The sequence below is a fragment of the Pseudoalteromonas sp. Of11M-6 genome (assembly GCF_022347905.1).
In the GTDB taxonomy this organism is placed as follows: Bacteria; Pseudomonadota; Gammaproteobacteria; order Enterobacterales; family Alteromonadaceae; genus Pseudoalteromonas.
On the sequence record NZ_JAKRFW010000055.1, the window covers coordinates 12720 to 30081 of the forward strand.

At 38.3% G+C, this 17362-nt stretch carries 12 protein-coding genes; all 12 read left to right on the top strand.

Annotation, left to right across the window (positions count from 1 at the left end):
- Position 1: 1 nt before the first annotated feature.
- The gene (locus MHN32_RS20240; protein ID WP_239422635.1) at positions 2-1273 is read left to right on the top strand and encodes an oligosaccharide flippase family protein; all 1272 of its coding nucleotides are present in this window, start codon (positions 2-4) and stop codon (positions 1271-1273) included.
- A complete protein-coding gene (locus tag MHN32_RS20245) occupies positions 1257-2522 on the top strand; it encodes a glycosyltransferase (RefSeq protein WP_239422636.1) in 1266 nt (421 codons plus the stop codon). The genes MHN32_RS20240 and MHN32_RS20245 overlap by 17 nt, the downstream gene beginning before the upstream one ends.
- Positions 2512-3480, top strand: a complete 969-nt coding sequence (locus MHN32_RS20250; protein ID WP_239422637.1) for an EpsG family protein — start codon at positions 2512-2514, stop codon at positions 3478-3480. The genes MHN32_RS20245 and MHN32_RS20250 overlap by 11 nt, the downstream gene beginning before the upstream one ends.
- Positions 3480-4505 carry a CapA family protein gene (locus MHN32_RS20255; protein ID WP_239422638.1) on the top strand — a complete coding sequence of 342 codons (1026 nt, stop codon included), beginning with the start codon at positions 3480-3482 and terminating at the stop codon, positions 4503-4505. The genes MHN32_RS20250 and MHN32_RS20255 overlap by 1 nt, the downstream gene beginning before the upstream one ends.
- Positions 4502-5848, top strand: a complete 1347-nt coding sequence (locus tag MHN32_RS20260; RefSeq protein WP_239422639.1) for a hypothetical protein — start codon at positions 4502-4504, stop codon at positions 5846-5848. Before MHN32_RS20255 ends, MHN32_RS20260 begins: the two co-directional genes overlap by 4 nt.
- Positions 5845-7983, top strand: a complete 2139-nt coding sequence (locus tag MHN32_RS20265; protein ID WP_239422640.1) for a bi-domain-containing oxidoreductase — start codon at positions 5845-5847, stop codon at positions 7981-7983. Before MHN32_RS20260 ends, MHN32_RS20265 begins: the two co-directional genes overlap by 4 nt.
- A complete protein-coding gene (locus MHN32_RS20270; protein WP_239422641.1) occupies positions 7980-9623 on the top strand; it encodes an alginate lyase family protein in 1644 nt (547 codons plus the stop codon). The genes MHN32_RS20265 and MHN32_RS20270 overlap by 4 nt, the downstream gene beginning before the upstream one ends.
- Positions 9620-10789, top strand: a complete 1170-nt coding sequence (locus tag MHN32_RS23875) for a glycosyltransferase family 4 protein (protein ID WP_239422642.1) — start codon at positions 9620-9622, stop codon at positions 10787-10789. Before MHN32_RS20270 ends, MHN32_RS23875 begins: the two co-directional genes overlap by 4 nt.
- Complete coding sequence (locus MHN32_RS20280) at positions 10786-11712, top strand: SDR family oxidoreductase (protein ID WP_239422643.1); 927 nt, start codon at positions 10786-10788, stop codon at positions 11710-11712. Before MHN32_RS23875 ends, MHN32_RS20280 begins: the two co-directional genes overlap by 4 nt.
- 15 nt (positions 11713-11727) lie before the next feature.
- Entirely contained in the window at positions 11728-12282 is a 555-nt protein-coding gene (locus tag MHN32_RS20285) for a sugar transferase (RefSeq protein WP_239422644.1), read from the top strand.
- Between the two features lie 140 nt (positions 12283-12422).
- On the top strand, positions 12423-14384 hold the full coding sequence (locus MHN32_RS20290) for a nucleoside-diphosphate sugar epimerase/dehydratase (RefSeq protein ID WP_239422645.1): 1962 nt from the start codon (positions 12423-12425) through the stop codon (positions 14382-14384).
- Between the two features lie 619 nt (positions 14385-15003).
- Positions 15004-17124 carry a YjbH domain-containing protein gene (locus MHN32_RS20295; protein ID WP_239422646.1) on the top strand — a complete coding sequence of 707 codons (2121 nt, stop codon included), beginning with the start codon at positions 15004-15006 and terminating at the stop codon, positions 17122-17124.
- The last annotated feature ends 238 nt before the right edge of the window (positions 17125-17362 follow it).

Genomic DNA, 17362 nt, shown 5'->3' on the forward strand with positions numbered 1-17362 from the left:
TATGCTGAAAGAGAGTTTTCAATCGGCATTAGCCAATTTGGCAAGGATGCTTTCAGGCCTCGTATTAATCAAGCTTATTTCAATTAATCTTGGAGTGACTGGACTTGGAGAGCTCGGTCACTATATAAATATATTTACAATTCTTACTATGCTTTCTGGTGGTGGAATTGCCAAGTATATTATATCGCAATGTTCAAAGAAAGCTTCAAATAATTATAGAAATCAATTTTTAAATGAGTCTGCTCTATATTCATTGGTAACGAATTTGATAATTATATTTCTGGTGTTGATTTCAGTTTTGTCTTTTCCTAACTTTTATGAGCAATTGAATGTTGGACTCATTGTCATATTATCTTTCTTTATTGTTTTTTTTATAACAGCATTAAATTTCTGTAATGGCTTTATTATCGCGAGAGGATTCTCTAAGTTATATTATCGAAATCAGATTTTAGGATCTGCTACTCTAACTATATTAGCATATCTGTTGATCGAGTTTTTTGGTTTTAATGGTGCGATTTTAGCATCGTTCTTGTCGTATTGTATTTATTTTATTACGGGGTTTCTGTTACATACTAGAATATGGCTGAATTGTAGCTTGACTTCTTTTGTCTACAAATTTGATTTAGAGGTTTTTAGAACTATAGATTTTAGACCTTATCTCAAATATAGCCTCATGATATTGGTTAGCTGCATCTCTGCTCCTTTGTGTGAAATAATAATCAGACAGAATATTATTGTAAATGAAGGCCTAGCGGAGGCTGGATATTGGCAAGCGCTCACTAGATTATCAGCAGCATATATGAGTTTTTTTACAATAATTTTGACAACAGTATATCTTCCGAAATTATCGAGAATAGGGAATAATAGAAATGGTAAGCTTTTTTCAGTGAAGTTCTCCTCCTTTCTAATTCTTTTATTTTCGTCATTAATGCTTCTGTTTTATTTTTTAGGTGAATTTATTATTACTATTTTGTTTTCTCGTGAATTCATTGTAATAGAAAGCTCTCTTATTTATCAAAATGTAGGGGACTTTTTCAAAATTCTCTGTATGGTTTTTGGGTTTTACTTCTTATCATTTTCCAGAGTAAAGTACTACATCTTATTAGAATTTCTGATGTACGGAACATTTGTTTTCGTTGTGGTTTTTTCGAATATATCAACTTATGAAAAAGTTGTTGAAGTATATATGTTTTGCGCAATTTTTACTTTTTCTGTTTTTCTATTATTCTTTTTATATAACTTTTTAAGGGGTGGAGATGCTGTTTATCGCTAGTAACTTTGTATTGAATGGTGGTTCTACGTTTATACTTAGAGTTGTTAAAGAAAGATATGAAAGAGGGTTAAAGTCATCAGTATTGATAATAGAATGTATAAGTGATGAAAATATACTAATCGAGTTAAGAGAATATGCTTCAGTTTACTTTCTTAAAGATTATGTAAAGTTCTTATCATTTTACTTTTTCAAAAAGCAAATGTTAATTTGTGCTCCATTAAAAATAAATAATATAGCTAAAATTTTAAGCGAAAATGATAACAATGTACACTGTATGGGTGTTTACGGATTGCTATTTGCTCAACGATTGTCAAAAATTAGTAATGGAAAGCTAATTGTAAGTACTGCTGTCTATCATCAGAATGAATATTTATTTAAGTCTAAATCCTATTATTTCAAAAGGTTAACGGAGATTATGTTAAGTAAAATGTCTGAAAACCAAATAATATTCTTTAATAAAAAGAATAGGGAAGATTATGCAAGAGTTTTTAATGTAAATTTCACAGAGTCATTTATTACACCAATTGGATTATCCCTAAAGGGGAGAGAGTTGATAGAAAGGAGGGGGGGTAAGGTTAATAAGGTAGTAACGATAGGGAACCTATTCGATTTTAAGAAATATATTGAGGTTGTTATTCGAAACTTTGAAACATTGACTAAAAATAATAAAAAAATGGAGTTTCACATCTATGGCGAAGGCCCAGAGAAAGAAAACTTAAGTTTATTAATTAAAGAATTGGGTCTAGAGAATCAGGTCTTTTTGCATGGCCACTTTCAATACTCTAATTTTAAGCAGGTCATCTCTGATGCATTTGTCTTTATTGGTGGAGGAACTGCAATTATCGAGGCGTCATCCTATGGTATCCCGTCGATAGTAGGAGTGGAAAATCTTAATGCTTTTGAAACATATGGCTATTTCAGCGACGTAGATGGCCTAGATTATAATGAACTTGATAATAGTAAGCCTCGATATCGTATCGATGACGTGATAACTCAGTTATTAGACGATCAACATTGGAAAGAGGTTTCTTTAGGTTGTCGAGAGAAAAGCAAGGAGTTTAGTATAGAACATACACTTAACACTTTCGAGCAGTGCCATAAAAGTAGTAGTTCTTTTGATCTATCTAATATCAAGGTGTCTAACTCTAGATTGTTTTTCTCATTGGTTAAGATGGCTATATACTTTTATTCTGGGTTGGATGATGGTATTAGAAATAGGCGGTTACAAGGAGAGTTTAATGAAGGTTAGATTGGATTCTTTATACGCTTTTTTATATTCAACCTTTGTTTTTTTTGTAAGTCTTTATGTATTTGATTACTTCGTTCTAGGTGATCAGTTTTACTATAGCAGGTACTATGCTGATCTTTCTTATTATAATAATATATCTGATGCTTTTAAAATGTATCAGCGCGCCTTGTCTACTTCAGAGCCAGGTTATTTTCTAGTTACATATATATTTTCAAATTATTTAATGATTGAAAAGGCATACTTGATATCATTTATTAATTCCATCTTGGCGTATTTAGCTTCATATTTTGTTTTTAGAGAGCGTATTAATTTAATTTTTGTTTTTTTGTTTCTAGTTCTTAACTTTTACATTATGGTGATATACTTTTCAGCTGAGCGATTAAAGTTTGCTGCTGCCCTCTTTCTACTGTCACTATATTTTGAGAAAGGTCGTATGAGAATTTTGCTCATGTGTTTCTCCGTACTTTTTCATTCTCAAGCAATTGTTTTTATATTTTTCTATTTCGTGATTTCTCACGATATTAGTGATTTTTTTAAGTTTAGGAACTACAAGGAACTGTTTTTTAGAGTTTTCCTTCTTGGCTTGGTTTTTGTTGTTGGCTTTTCCATTTTTTCTCATGTTCAACGGAAATTTATAGGTTATTCTTTAATAAATATGAATTATTTAGAGATGATAAAGCCTGCGTTTTTTTGTCTTATAATTCTCTTATTTACTAATTTAGATAAAGTTAAGTGGGTTATTTTGTCTTTCCCTATTATTATTTTGTCTTATTTTTCTGGAGGGGAAAGGCTAGTCTTTATTTTGTATTTTTGCTTTGTTTATCTGTCTTTTAGGGAAAGTAAGCAGGTTTCAGTTGTAAATTGGGCACTTGCTTTATATTTCTCTTATAAAGGTGTGGACTTTATATTTAATATATTCACTTATGGTGATGGGTTTAAGTTTGTGGATGTTGTCTGATGTATTTTATAGGTGATTTAGCCATTAATGAAAGCTTTTCTACTCGCGGGTTTGATTTCTCAGAGTATTTTATCGTTAACTGTGAGGGCTATTTAGTTGATTCCCCGGTGCTTCCTAGCTTCGATAAAGGGGTTTATAACAACTTTGAGGCGATAGTATCTGCATTTGATGAAGAGAGGCTGTTACTTTCGCTTGCAAACAACCACATTATGGATAAATGTGATGGAGTTACGAGCAGTTTAGAAATCTTAAAACATAGTAAAATTGGAAGTGTTGGCGCAGGGAAAGATCTTATCAGTGCATCATCAGCAACAGTTATAAGGGAGAGTGGTGTTGAAGTAGCAATTATTTCAGCTGGTTGGGATCTTATCGGGTGTGTTCATGCGACGGAAACTAAACAAGGTGTAATGCCATTAAAAGACGCTCTAATTAAGTCTAGAATTAAAGAACAAAAAGCTTTGGGTAGGAAAGTTGCACTATTTTTACACTGGGGTTACGAAACTGAGATATATCCTTTACCGTTACATAGAAAAATGGCTTTTGGTTTTATAGATCAAGGTGCAGATATCATAATTGGCTGCCATGCACACTGTTTACAAGGGTGTGAAGTATATAGAGGGAAACATATTTTTTACGGTATTGGAAATGGCGCGTTTCAGCAGAATTATTATTATGATGGGAAGTTAAAGTTTCCTGATTATTGTGACGTAGGTATGGCAGTTCAATGGGATCCTTGTTCGAATACCGTAAAGGTTGCTGAGCTGACTTATAACGAAGCCTTTATGGAAGCAGCTCCGTTTTGTAGTAAAGAAAATTATAATAGATTAACGGAGCTATCCAATTTTTCTCATTTAGATGAGCGACAGTATTACGATTTTTTTAGAAAAAATCGACTAAAAAGAAAAGGGCTACCCATATTTATGAAAAAGGATACTAGTATCGATTATTTTTTGAAGCTTAATTATACTAAGGTTAGAGCTGGTTTTATTCATTTTCTATTTAAACTTGGAATCAAAAAAAGATGAGTTTTAACCTTGTTTCCTTTATAAAGAGAAGACTAACTAACCTTCCATTTTTTGTTGGAAAATTGATTTCAAGAATTCCTTATGCTAATCGGCCAAGTATTGGTTCTATTTATAGCGCCAGACAGAAAGAGCTAGCACATTTTGATTCGTTAGGTATGGACGGAAAAAAGGAATTTATTTTTGAGAGAGTAAAGTCAATTGCAATTTATGCTTATGAAAATATAGATTTTTATAGATTTTTTTATGACAAGCATAATTTTGACCCTTTAATTTTAACTTGCTTCGATGATATTGAGAAAATCCCTGTATTATCGAAAGCTGATTTACAGCAATTTTCTATTGAGGAACGCACTAATCGAAATGTTAAATCATACATAGAGAATACAGGAGGGAGTTCTGGAAATCCTTTAGATTTGGCTATTGAGCCATCAAGCGTGGGTCATGAGTGGGGCCACATGCATATGATATGGTCAGCTTTGGGTTTCAAACAAAATGAACTAAGAGTTGTATTTTCAGGTCGTTCGAACCTTACTGAGTGTATTCAATACGACTCAGCACGGCACCAGCTAAACGTTGATATATATAGATCTTGGGAGGAAATCGCAGATGAGTTACTTAAGCAGTTTAGTCATTTTAAACCTCGATTTTTACATGGTTATCCAAGCGCTATCTTTGATTTCGTTTTATGGTTGGAAACTAGTGGGCATCCCCTTCTGGCAATATTGGAGATGAGTATCGATGGTATGATGTTGGGCTCAGAATTTCCTAATCCGACTTTAAGATTAAAAGTAGAAAGTCTGTTGAGCTGTAAATCAGTTTCTTGGTATGGCCATACTGAACGAGCGGTGTTGGCTGGAGAGTTAGAAGGCAAAGGTGAGTACGTACCTTTGCAGACATATGGCTTCGCAGAAGCTGTTAATATGGCAGGTGTAACTAACCTAGTGTCTACCAGTTACTATAATAAAGCGCACCCTTTAATTCGATACAACACTGAAGATATAATAGAGCCCTCCATTTGTGAGGGGATGATGACTAGCTTTACTATTTCACAAGGAAGAAATGGCGAGTTTATTCTAGATGAAAGTGGGAATAAGATATTTTTGACTGCGCTGATTTTTGGCCGGCATCATAAGCTATTTGATTACTGTTCTAGTATTCAAGTCTACCCTGTAAGATCAGGCGAAGCCGTTATTTTATTTACATTGAGGCGAGATTTGGAGGGGAAGGATCCTAAAGAGTTGTTTGATACTAAGAACGTAAAAATACAATTTTCGTTTATAGAAGTAGAGAAACCTTATCAAAGCGTTAGTGGCAAAACTCCATTATTAGTGAAAAAAATATGAAACAAATTCTTCAAGATATGGCGAAAGGTGGCTCTTCAATAGTGGAATCACCGGTACCACGAGATAATAAAAAACACCTAATTATTAATACGACAACAACATTAATTTCTGCAGGAACAGAGCGGATGCTAGTCGATTTTGGTAAAGCAAACCTAATCGATAAGGCACGTTCACAACCTGATAAAGTCAAAATGGTGCTCGAAAAAGTACAGACTGATGGTTTGATGACAACTCTAGACGCTGTCAAATCCAAACTCGCCCAACCTTTACCTTTAGGGTATTGCAATGTTGGTTGTGTTCATAGTTTAGGTAAAGAGGTTGATGGTTTTAAGGTAGGGGATCGAGTCGTATCAAATGGCCCTCATGCTGATGTTGTACGGGTGAGTAAGAATCTTGTTGCTAAGATACCGGATAGTGTTTCTGATGAAGAAGCTTCATTTACAGTGGTGGCAAGTATTGGCCTGCAAGGTATACGTCTAGCCAACCCAACTATGGGTGAGTGCTTTGTAGTTACAGGTGTAGGGCTAATTGGGTTACTAACGGTTCAAATGTTACGAGCACAGGGCTGTAGAGTATTAGCAATAGATTATGATCAAGCTAAGTTAGAGTTGGCCAAAGAATTTGGTGCTGAGACTTGTAACCCCGGAAAAGGCGAAGATCCAGTTGCCATGGGGCTTGAATTTAGTAGAGGTGTAGGAGTTGACGGCGTTATCATCACTGCATCTACCAAGTCTAATGATCCGGTTACACAAGCTGCACGAATGAGTCGAAAGCGAGGGCGAATTATTCTTGTAGGCGTTACAGGGTTAGAACTGAGCCGTGCCGACTTTTATGAAAAAGAATTATCGTTCCAAGTTTCATGTTCATATGGTCCTGGCCGTTACGATCCTAATTATGAGGAACAAGGAAATGATTACCCTCTTGCGTTTGTACGCTGGACAGAGCAGCGTAACTTTGAAGCAATTCTTGATATGATGGCTGGTGGTCAGTTAGATGTTAAACCATTAATTACACATCGCTTTAAGTTTGAAAATGCAAGTGATGCATATGAACTACTGACTACGGATAAGAGCGCCTTAGGAATTTTATTGCAGTTTGAGTCAGAACCTCAAGCACGGCACGTTAAAACAGTATCATTGAACCCCACTGTAAATTATCAAGCAAATGAGCCTGTAATAGGATTTATTGGTGCAGGTAATTATGCTTCACGAGTTTTAATACCTGCTTTTAAGAAAGCTGGTGCACAACTTCATAGTGTCGCAACGTCAGGTGGGATAAATGGAGTGATTCATGGAGAAAAGTCAGGCTTTGTAGAAGCAACTACTGATACACGAGCCATGATTGAAAATGATGACATTAACACTGTTGCGATCGTCACCCAGCACAATAGCCATGCAGCTTTTGTAAAGGCAGCTCTTGAGGCTGGTAAGAATGTATTTGTTGAGAAACCATTGGCAATCAACTATGAAGAACTAGGGGAAGTTGAGGCTGCTTATAAAGAGGCTTGTAAGAAGGATTTAGCACCGAAGTTAATGGTTGGCTTTAATCGTCGATTCTCTCCTCAAATTCAAAAAATGAAGCTGCTATTAGAGCCAATTAAAGAACCTAAATCTTTCATTATGACTATGAATGCGGGCGCCATTCCAGCAGAACATTGGACACAAGATAAAAATGTAGGTGGAGGTAGGATAATTGGAGAGGCATGCCACTTTGTTGACTTAATGCGTTATTTAGCCGGAAGTGAAATTGTATCTGTTCAAGCTCGAAGAATGGGAGATACGGATTCGGTAGAAGTAACTGAAGATAAAGCAGCAATAATTTTAGGCTTTGCCGACGGGTCATTTGGCACTATACATTACTTTGCGAATGGTGCAGCGAGTTTTCCCAAGGAGCGGGTAGAGGTATTTACGAATGGTAAAGTCTTACAGTTGGATAACTTTGTAAAGCTAAAAGCTTACGGATTTTCAGAATTTAAGAAAATGAACCTTTGGAAGCAAGATAAAGGGCAAAACCTGTGCTCTAAATTATTTCTTGATTCTGTTCGCGATGGTAAATGTGCACCAATTTCGATAGATGAAATCTTTGAAGTAGCAAAAGTATCAATCGATATAGCTGAGCAATTAAGAAATCAATGAGCAATAGAATAAAAATGGCACTTAAGGTATTTCATACTCTGAAATATCTTAAGTTTCAACAGATCTACTATAGAGTCTTTTATAGGCTGACAAAGCCGAAAGTATCTAAAGTAACTTCATCTTCGCGTAAAAAGTGGATTTGGGGTGGCTTAGAGCTTAATCCGCAAAGCATATTTTCAGAAAGTACTGTAGAGTTCTTAAATCAACCTGGAGATATATCAACGCCATTAGGTTGGAATTGTCCGAGTAAAACTAAGCTTTGGTTATATAACCTTCATTATTTTGATGATTTGAGTGCCCATGACTCTCATGAAAGATACGATTTACACCGAGTAGTGATAGAACGCTGGATAGATGAAAACCCTCCCTGTCTGGGAAATGGTTGGGAGCCATATCCTATTTCTTTACGATTGGTTAATTGGGTTAAATGGTGCAGCAAACAAAAATCTATTCCTCCTAAATACAGTAGAAGCATGCTAGAGCAAGCCGAGGCTCTTTCCAAACAAATAGAATATCACATTCTCGGGAATCACTTATTTGCAAATGCTAAAGCCCTGACATTCGTAGGGGCATACTTGGATGGTGTCCAAGCTGAGCGTTATTTAAGATTAGGGGTTGATATTTTAGAGAAAGAAATATCTGAGCAGTTTTTGGAAGATGGCGCCCATTTTGAACTTTCCCCGATGTATCATGAGATATTACTTTGGGATCTACTAGAATTAATAGACCTAGCAAATACAAGTGATAGTGATTTGTTAAGAAATTACCTTGATAGGTGGAAAGCTGTTGCAGAAAAGGCGCTTAGCTGGCTTCAGTCGATGGTTCACCCTGATGGCGAGGTTAGCTTTTTTAATGATGCTGCTATAGGAATTGCCAAGAAGCCTGAAGATATTTTTAGCTACGCTCAAAAACTGGGACTGTTATTTGAGATTGATTGTAAAAAGTTGATAACGAACTTCGCTAGTGGGTACAGCAGAGTGGCTTTGGATGACTATACTCTTATCTTTGATCACGCTAATGTAGGGCCTGATTACCTCCCAGGTCACGCGCATGCTGATACTTTAAGTTTTGAACTATCAATAGGGACACAAAGAGTTTTTGTAAATTCAGGTACTTCGCTTTATGGTGTTAGTAAAGAGCGCTTGAGGCAACGTGAAACTTCAGCACATAATACGATTGTTGTTGAAGGTATAAGCTCCTCACAAGTTTGGTCTGGTTTTAGAGTTGCTAAGCGAGCATATTCAAAGTTAAAAATGGCAAAATTTGATGATGGGTGCGCATTGTTGGTCGCTAGTCACGACGGTTATCTAAAACAACACCCTAAAGTTACTCATACTAGAAAAGTAGAATGTTTCAGTAACAGGGTAGAAATTCAAGATGAATTATCACATGCAAAGGCCGCTTGTTTTCACTTACATATCCATCCTGAGCTTGATGTTGTTCAAAACTCTGATTATGAATGTGAGATTTTTAAACACGGTACCAGATTGTGTGTATTGGCTAGTAAAAGCATTTTGCAGTTAAAAGATAGTACGTGGCATCCTGAATTTGGAAAATCTGTTGCAAACAAAAAAGTCGAAATCAGCTTTGATAACGGTAGGTTACAAACTGAAATAAGAATGATTAAGGGATTGGTGTGAAAATACTTGTTTTATCCTTTTACTTTAAACCCGATCTTTGTGCAGGCTCATTTAGAGCCACCGCTTTAGTTGAAGAATTAAAGCAGCGAGAAAAAATCGAAGTTGATGTAATTACAACTATGCCGAATCGGTATGCTAGTTTTAATGCTGGAGCTGAAATAGAGGAAGTTGATGGTAATGTGAGATTACGCCGGGTAGAGCTTCCTTCGCATAAAAGCGGTATGCTTGATCAAGTAAAATCCTTTTTTACTTTTTACAAGCGAGCGAACCAAGCTGTTAAAGATGAGCAGTATGACTTAGTTTTTGCTACTAGCTCTCGGCTATTTACTGCATTTTTAGGTGCGAGAATAGCGAAAAAAAAGAAGTTGCCTCTCTATTTAGATGTACGAGATATTTTTGTCGACACCATAAAAGATGTATTAAACCCTAAGCTAGCATTCATCATGAAGCCAATTTTGGGGGCAATTGAAAGCTATACATTTTCGAATGCGAACCATATTAATCTTGTATCTAAAGGCTTTGAAGAATACTTTTATTCACGATACAAAAGTCCAAAATATACGTTTTTTACTAATGGTATAGATAAAGAGTTTTTGGATTTTGAAAGTCAAAGTGTAAGTTCTGAAAGTAATAACAAAGTAAAAACGGTTTTATACGCAGGTAATATAGGGGAAGGGCAAGGATTAAATGCTATAATTCCTGAGCTTGCTAAAGCAGGTAAACAGCTGTATCACTTTAAAATAATAGGTGATGGCGGACGTAAGGATTTATTACTCTCAAGTTGTAAAGGTATTGAAAATATTTCTTTTCACCCTCCAGTTAATCGTGAGCAACTACTTGAAGAATATTCTAAAGCTGATGTATTATTTTTACACTTGAATGACTACCCTGCTTTTAAAAAAGTTTTACCTTCTAAAGTATTTGAGTATGCGGCTATAGGTAAGCCAATTTTAGCAGGAGTAAGTGGTTATGCTGCGGAATTTATTAGAGGTGAGGTAAGTAATGCAGCTGTGTTTTATCCAGGAGATGATAAGGCAGCCTACAGCGCGCTAAATAGCCTAAATAGTGAGTATACTGATAGAAAGGACTTTAATATGAAGTACACTCGATCGAATATTATGAAAGAAATGTCAGCATCAATTTTGTCTTGTCGAAACGAAAAATGAATAGTTTATTGATTACTGGTTATTCTGGGTTTGTAGGTAGTTTGTTAGCTAGCGAATTAAAAAGCTCTAATACTTTGAAGCTCTTGGGTCGAAAAAAATCAGACTTAGGACAGGTTTATACGCATAATCTAGATGAGGACTCTGACTACTCAGATGCGCTTAGTGGTGTTAGTTGCGTAATTCACTGTGCTGCGCGGGTTCACATAATGAATGACTGCTCTGTTGACCCATTAGCCAATTTTAGAGCAGTGAATACAGCTGGCACTTTAAATTTAGCTAAGCAAGCTGCGAAAGCTAAAGTAAAACGCTTTATATTTGTTAGCACCATAAAAGTGAATGGGGAAAGTACAACAGGAAAATCAGCGTTTACTTCATTAGATACACCAAAACCGGAAGATTTTTATGGTGTTTCTAAGTCAGAAGCTGAACTATTGCTAATGGAGCTTGGTAAGCAAACAGGTATGGAGATTGTTATAGTTCGCCCTCCACTTGTTTATGGAGAAGGTGTGAAAGCTAATTTTGCATCTTTAATGAAACTTGTTAGTAAGGGGTTGCCATTACCGTTCAGATTAATAAACAGTAACAAGCGCAGTTTAGTATCTGTTTATAACTTGGTGGATTTAATCAAAGTGTGTATTGAACACCCGAAGGCCGCTAATCAAATTTTTTTGGTGAGTGATGATAACGATATATCAACTGCTGAGATGGTGTCGCTCATGGCGAGAGTGCAAAGTAAGCCAAACCTTTCACTACCCGTGCCTTTATGGTGTTTTAACCTAGTTGGTAGGTTGTTTGGTAAGCAAGAAGTCGTTGATCGATTAACCGGATCATTGCAAATAGATATCACTCACACTAAGACCACTTTAAATTGGAAACCTCCTTACTCTATCGAACACGGTTTCAAACTTTCAGCTAAAAATTAAGACATGGAATATTTAATGATACGTTTACTCGACTTTTTATTTGCCTTGTTTGGCCTTTTATTCGCATTTCCTTTCTTGGTTATTTTATACGTTATTGGCCTCTTTGATACTGGCTCTCCAATTTTTACTCAAGAGCGTGTTGGTAGAAATAAAAAGCCATTTACTTTAGTTAAGTTTAGAACGATGAAAGTAGATACGGCTTCTGTGGCAAGTCACCTTGCGAGTACCTCTTCTATTACACCATTTGGGCATTTTCTTCGCAAAACAAAACTAGACGAGCTTCCACAACTTTGGAATGTACTAAAAGGTGAAATGAGCTTGGTAGGCCCTCGCCCAGGTCTTTACAATCAAGAAGAGCTCACATATGCGAGAGAAGCTAAAGACATCTATTCGGTTAGGCCTGGCATTACTGGTCTCGCGCAGGTGAATGAAATCGATATGTCTACCCCTGAATTACTTGCGACAACAGACAGGAAAATGATTGATACTTTGACAGTGGCTAACTATTTTAAATATATAGTAATGACCGTAACTGGCAGTGGTTCAGGAGATAGAGTTGGTAAACACTAGTTTAAGATGCTCTCTGTCTTAAACTTAAGCTTCTTCATATTTTCCTCATACATTTTTGCTACTTTTGTGTATACTGCAACATGTACTATGCTTTAGTTCGTCTGCGGTTTTAATTCGGATTGGAATAAAAAGGGAACACAATGGATAGTTGGTTTCGCGCCTTACTTGGCGCTTCTCGTAGCCAAAAACGACTTCTCACGCTCGTATTAGATTCAGTTTTTATAGTCTCCGCCTTTTGGTTAGCGCTTATTGTTCGCCTCGATAGCTTTGCACCACTGGCTAATTTTAAAAACTGGTTAATCCTCGCGTTATTACTCCCCATTAGCTTGGTGATATTTGTAAAACTTGGTTTATATCGCGCTGTGCTCCGTTACGTTGGGGCAAATGCTGTAGGTGCTGTTGTACTTGGTACAGTTATTAGTACCGTGATTTTAGTGTTGTCTTCATTTTTTACGCAAACCGCCATTCCTCGTACTATGCCCTTTATTTATGCATGGTTGATGATACTTTCAGTGGGGGGATCGCGTATTTTGGTAAGAGCACTTATTTGGCGATTAACCTCATTTACTAAAACCCCAGTGGTTATTTATGGCGCTGGAGATGCAGGCCGGCAGTTAGCTACTGCGCTAGCAACAGGGCCTGACTATTATGTTACGGCGTACTTAGACGATGACGCTACCAAACATAATGCTATTATCCAAGGGATCCCCGTTGTCGCCTTTGACGAAATCTATAATTTGATAGATAAAAAGCGAGTAAATAAGGTTTTGCTTGCATTACCAAGCGTATCGCGCTCACGCCGTAAAGAAATACTCACGAAGTTAGAAAAACTGCCGCTCGAGGTGATGACGGTGCCAGGTATGGCAGACGTTATTGACGGTAAAGCGCAGCTTAATGAGATAAAAGAAGTCGAAATTGAAGACTTATTGGGCAGAGACCCAGTAGCGCCACAAGCAGAGCTGATGGCTGCAAATATAAAAGATAAAGTCATTATGGTAACCGGTGCCGGCGGTTCTATAGGCTCCGAACTATGCAGGCAAATTATATTAAATGGACCTAAAAAGCTGGTGCTTTTTGAGGTGTCTGAGTTTGGTTTATATAGCATTGAAAAGGAGCTGAATCAGCTTGCATTGAATAAAGGCGTATCATTGGAAATAGTACCAGTGATGGGGTCAGTGCAACGTATCAACCGTATTGAAACTTGCATGAAAGCCTTTGGGGTGCAAACTGTCTACCATGCCGCAGCCTACAAGCATGTACCGCTTGTAGAGCAAAATGTTGTTGAGGGTGTACGTAATAATGTATTTGGTACTTATTACACGGCTAAAGCCGCTATTAACGCAGGAGTAGAGACCTTTGTATTAATCTCTACAGATAAAGCGGTGCGCCCTACCAATGTAATGGGTGCAACCAAGCGTATGGCAGAGTTAGTGTTACAAGCCTTGGCTGAAAGTAAAGTAACGTCTAAAAATACCCGTTTTTGCATGGTACGTTTTGGTAATGTGCTTGGTTCTAGTGGTTCAGTTGTGCCTCTATTCCGTAAGCAGATTAAAGAAGGTGGACCAATTACCTTAACGCATAAAGATATCACCCGGTTTTTTATGACCATACCGGAAGCTGCGCAGTTAGTTATTCAGGCAGGTGCCATGGGTAAGGGTGGTGACGTATTTGTGTTAGATATGGGTGAATCTGTTAAGATCAAAGACTTAGCGACCAAAATGGTGCATCTTTCTGGCTTAGAGGTAAAATCAGAGTCAAACCCTCATGGTGATATTGAAATTGAATGCACAGGATTGCGCCCAGGTGAAAAGTTATATGAAGAGTTATTGATTGGTGACAATGTAGAAGAAACCTCTCATCCACGGATCATGACGGCCAACGAGGTAAAACTGCCAATGGTAGAGCTAGAGTCTTTTATGAGTGCAATGGACACGGCTTGTCATAATTTTGATCATGAGCTTATTCGTAAATTGTTGTTAGAGGCGCCTACAGGCTTTAATCCTACAGACGGTATTTGTGATTTGGTGTGGAATGAAAAACGCCAAGTGCTTGAAGCGCAACGTGAGTCCGAGCAGAAAGTGGTTAATTTAAGAAACGTGTGACGATCTTATCGCGGAGTTATGTATTCGTAGCAGCGACTTTATGTCGCGATTTTTTATCTCGGGGTAAATCCGCGGTTACGGGGATGGCGTTCGGAACCCTTGTCGCGGGATAAACCCGCTGCTACGGGTGTGGTGTTTCGGTGCTGTTGTCGCGATGCTCTTATCTCGGGGTAAACCCGTTGCTACGGGGTTGGCGTTTGGAACCCTTGTCGCGGGATAAACCCGCTGCTACGGGGATGGCGTTCGGAACCCTTGCCGCGGGATAAACCCGCTGCTACGGGTGTGGTGTTTCGGTGCTGTTGTCGCGATGCTCTTATCTCGGGGTAAACCCGCTGCTACGGGGTTGGTGTTTCGGTGCTGCTGTCGCGGGGTTATGTATTCGTAGCCGCGACTTTATGTCGCGATTTTTTATCTCGGGGTAAACCCGTTGCTACGGGGTTGGTGTTTCGGTGCTGTTGTCGCGATGCGCTTATCTCGGGGTAAACCCGCTGTTACGAGGTTGGGTTTTTCTATACTTCATTGTACGATGTCTACATAATACTTATAACGGTGGCTGAGCTGGTTAATTTGCTCTGCCACATTTAATTCAAGAATTGAAAATAAAAATCGGTCTGCGCACATGTCAAAAATAAATACGATTCTTGCAGGTAGCATTGCACTTGCAAGCATACCTGTTTTAGCTGATACCCAAATAAATAACTACACTGCATTTGCGGGGTACACTGGTATTTTTAATACCCCTACTGCTGAGGTACTTGAAAAGGGAAGTATAGATATTGGTTACAATAACCAACTTGATCACAGTGGCAATGGCTACTTCGATGGTCACAACTATATTTTCTCAGCGGGTGTGTTTGACGGTTTAGAGGTAAGCGGTATGATTGCTTCTAATACAATGCACGACAATCTTTTTACTACTGTAGCTAATGGTGAAAATCAAACTCGCGACCTTTCGTTTAACTTAAAATACCAACTCCCTTTTGTGCCTAAAGAGTGGTTTAACTTAGCTGTAGGTGGTAAAGACCTTGGCGGTGCCGCTAATAATTATGAAACCTATTATTTGGCAGGTTCTCGTGAATGGAACGACTTTAGATTTTCAGCGGGTTTTGCGGTAAGCGATCGCGCAACCGGGCAAATGGATGGCGCATTTGCGGGTATTGAGTGGCAGCCACTAGACTGGCTAGCTGTGCAAGTGGAACATGATGCTGATGCGGTTAATGCCGGTTTGCGTCTAACAGTACCAAAAGCATGGATTTATGATGTGGGTACTTTAACGCTTACCAGTAAGTTTTACAGTAATACTGATCACGCTGAAAAAGACACCTTTTGGGGTATAAACTTCTCCATGCCTTTGTTTGAGCAGGCAACATTAAATGACCCACTAGAAGCAGCTCCAGCGCCAACACTTGACGCAGACGCCAAGCGAGAAGCGGCATTTAAAGCTCATTATGAGGAGCAGCGCCGTCTCGCCCGTAAACCTCTTCCTGAAGCGAAAAAAGAAGTCACAGAGCGTGATGAATATAAAAAATCTCTAACAATGCAAACGCGCGCTTTAAAAGCGGCGCTCTTGGAAGACGGCTTTGAGTCGGTAAGTGTTGGCTTCAATCGAGACCCTCATGTTGTCGTGAGTTTTGAAAACTATGTTTTTAATCGCAACGACATAGATGCAATTGGTTTAGTATTAGGTCGTATTGCTGAACATGTGAACGAGCCGAACGCGCAATTTACTGTTCAATTGCTAAATCGTGGTATTCCAATGTTGGCATTGCGAGGCCACATTAATAATTATAGAGAGTTCGTAAATACTGGCACTACACCTGATATGGATATTCGTCGAGGCGAAATGGACCCAATTGGTAGTGTGTCTTGGGTTGGTATGCCAAAGGCAAATAGCGCGTACTTTAAACCAAGATTAACCGTTGGTCCTGCACTGGACTCAAGGTTGGCAACGGAGCTGGGAGTTTATGATTTTTCACTCGCCTTAAAAGCAGATGTTGATGTACCAATGTGGTATGGCGGTGGTATTAATTTAAGTGCCGAAACCGAAGTTGCGAATACGAGTGACTACGATGATGGAAAAGCATTTGGTCGTTTGGCTAAACAAAGTGGCTTAACACAAGCGACTATCTATCAAACATTTGCACTGCCTTATGGTATTTATAACCAAACACATATCGGCTTTTTTAAAGAGTTTAATGATTACACAGGTATTAAGAACGAAACAACTTGGTTGAGTGGCAATGGTCGTCATCAATTTTCAGCAGAGCTTGGATACTTTGAGTACGATGATTATGACTTAGATAAGGATTATCAAACCTTGTCTTATCGTTATAATTGGGTTGAGCAAGATGTTAGTTTTCATGCCACAGCAGGTAAGTTCTTTTATGAGGATAGTGGCGTTAAGCTAGAAACGCGCTTTTGGTTTGGTGATAGTTACGTGTCCATATTTGCGCAAGATACAGATGTGCAAATCGCTGGTATATCTTTTAGCATTCCACTTACACCTAGAAAAGACATGGCACCAACACGTTATGGTCAAATTAAAGGAAATGAGGCGTGGCGTCATGCTGCAAGTACGCGAATTGGTGAATCAACAAATGCCATTGCGATTGGTCGAGGCCATTTAGTTAATACGCCGGTTAATATTGATAAAACATTCCTCAATCAAGGTCGTTTATCGAGCAGCTATGTATATAGTAACTTGGCTCGACTAAGAGAAGTGTATTTGACCTATAAATAAGAGATGGTCACGGTAAGCCTGCTGCTATGGGGTCGGTGTTTCGGTGCTGCTGTCGTGGGGTTATGTATTCGTAGCAGAGACTTTATGTTCGGGGTTAACCCGCAGCTTTAGGTGTGGCGTTTCGTTGCTGCTGTCGCGGGGCTATGTATTCGTAGCAGCGACTTTATGTCGCGATGCTGTTATCTCGGGGTAAATCCGCAGCTTTAGGTGTGGTGTTTCGGTGCTGCTGTTGCGGGAT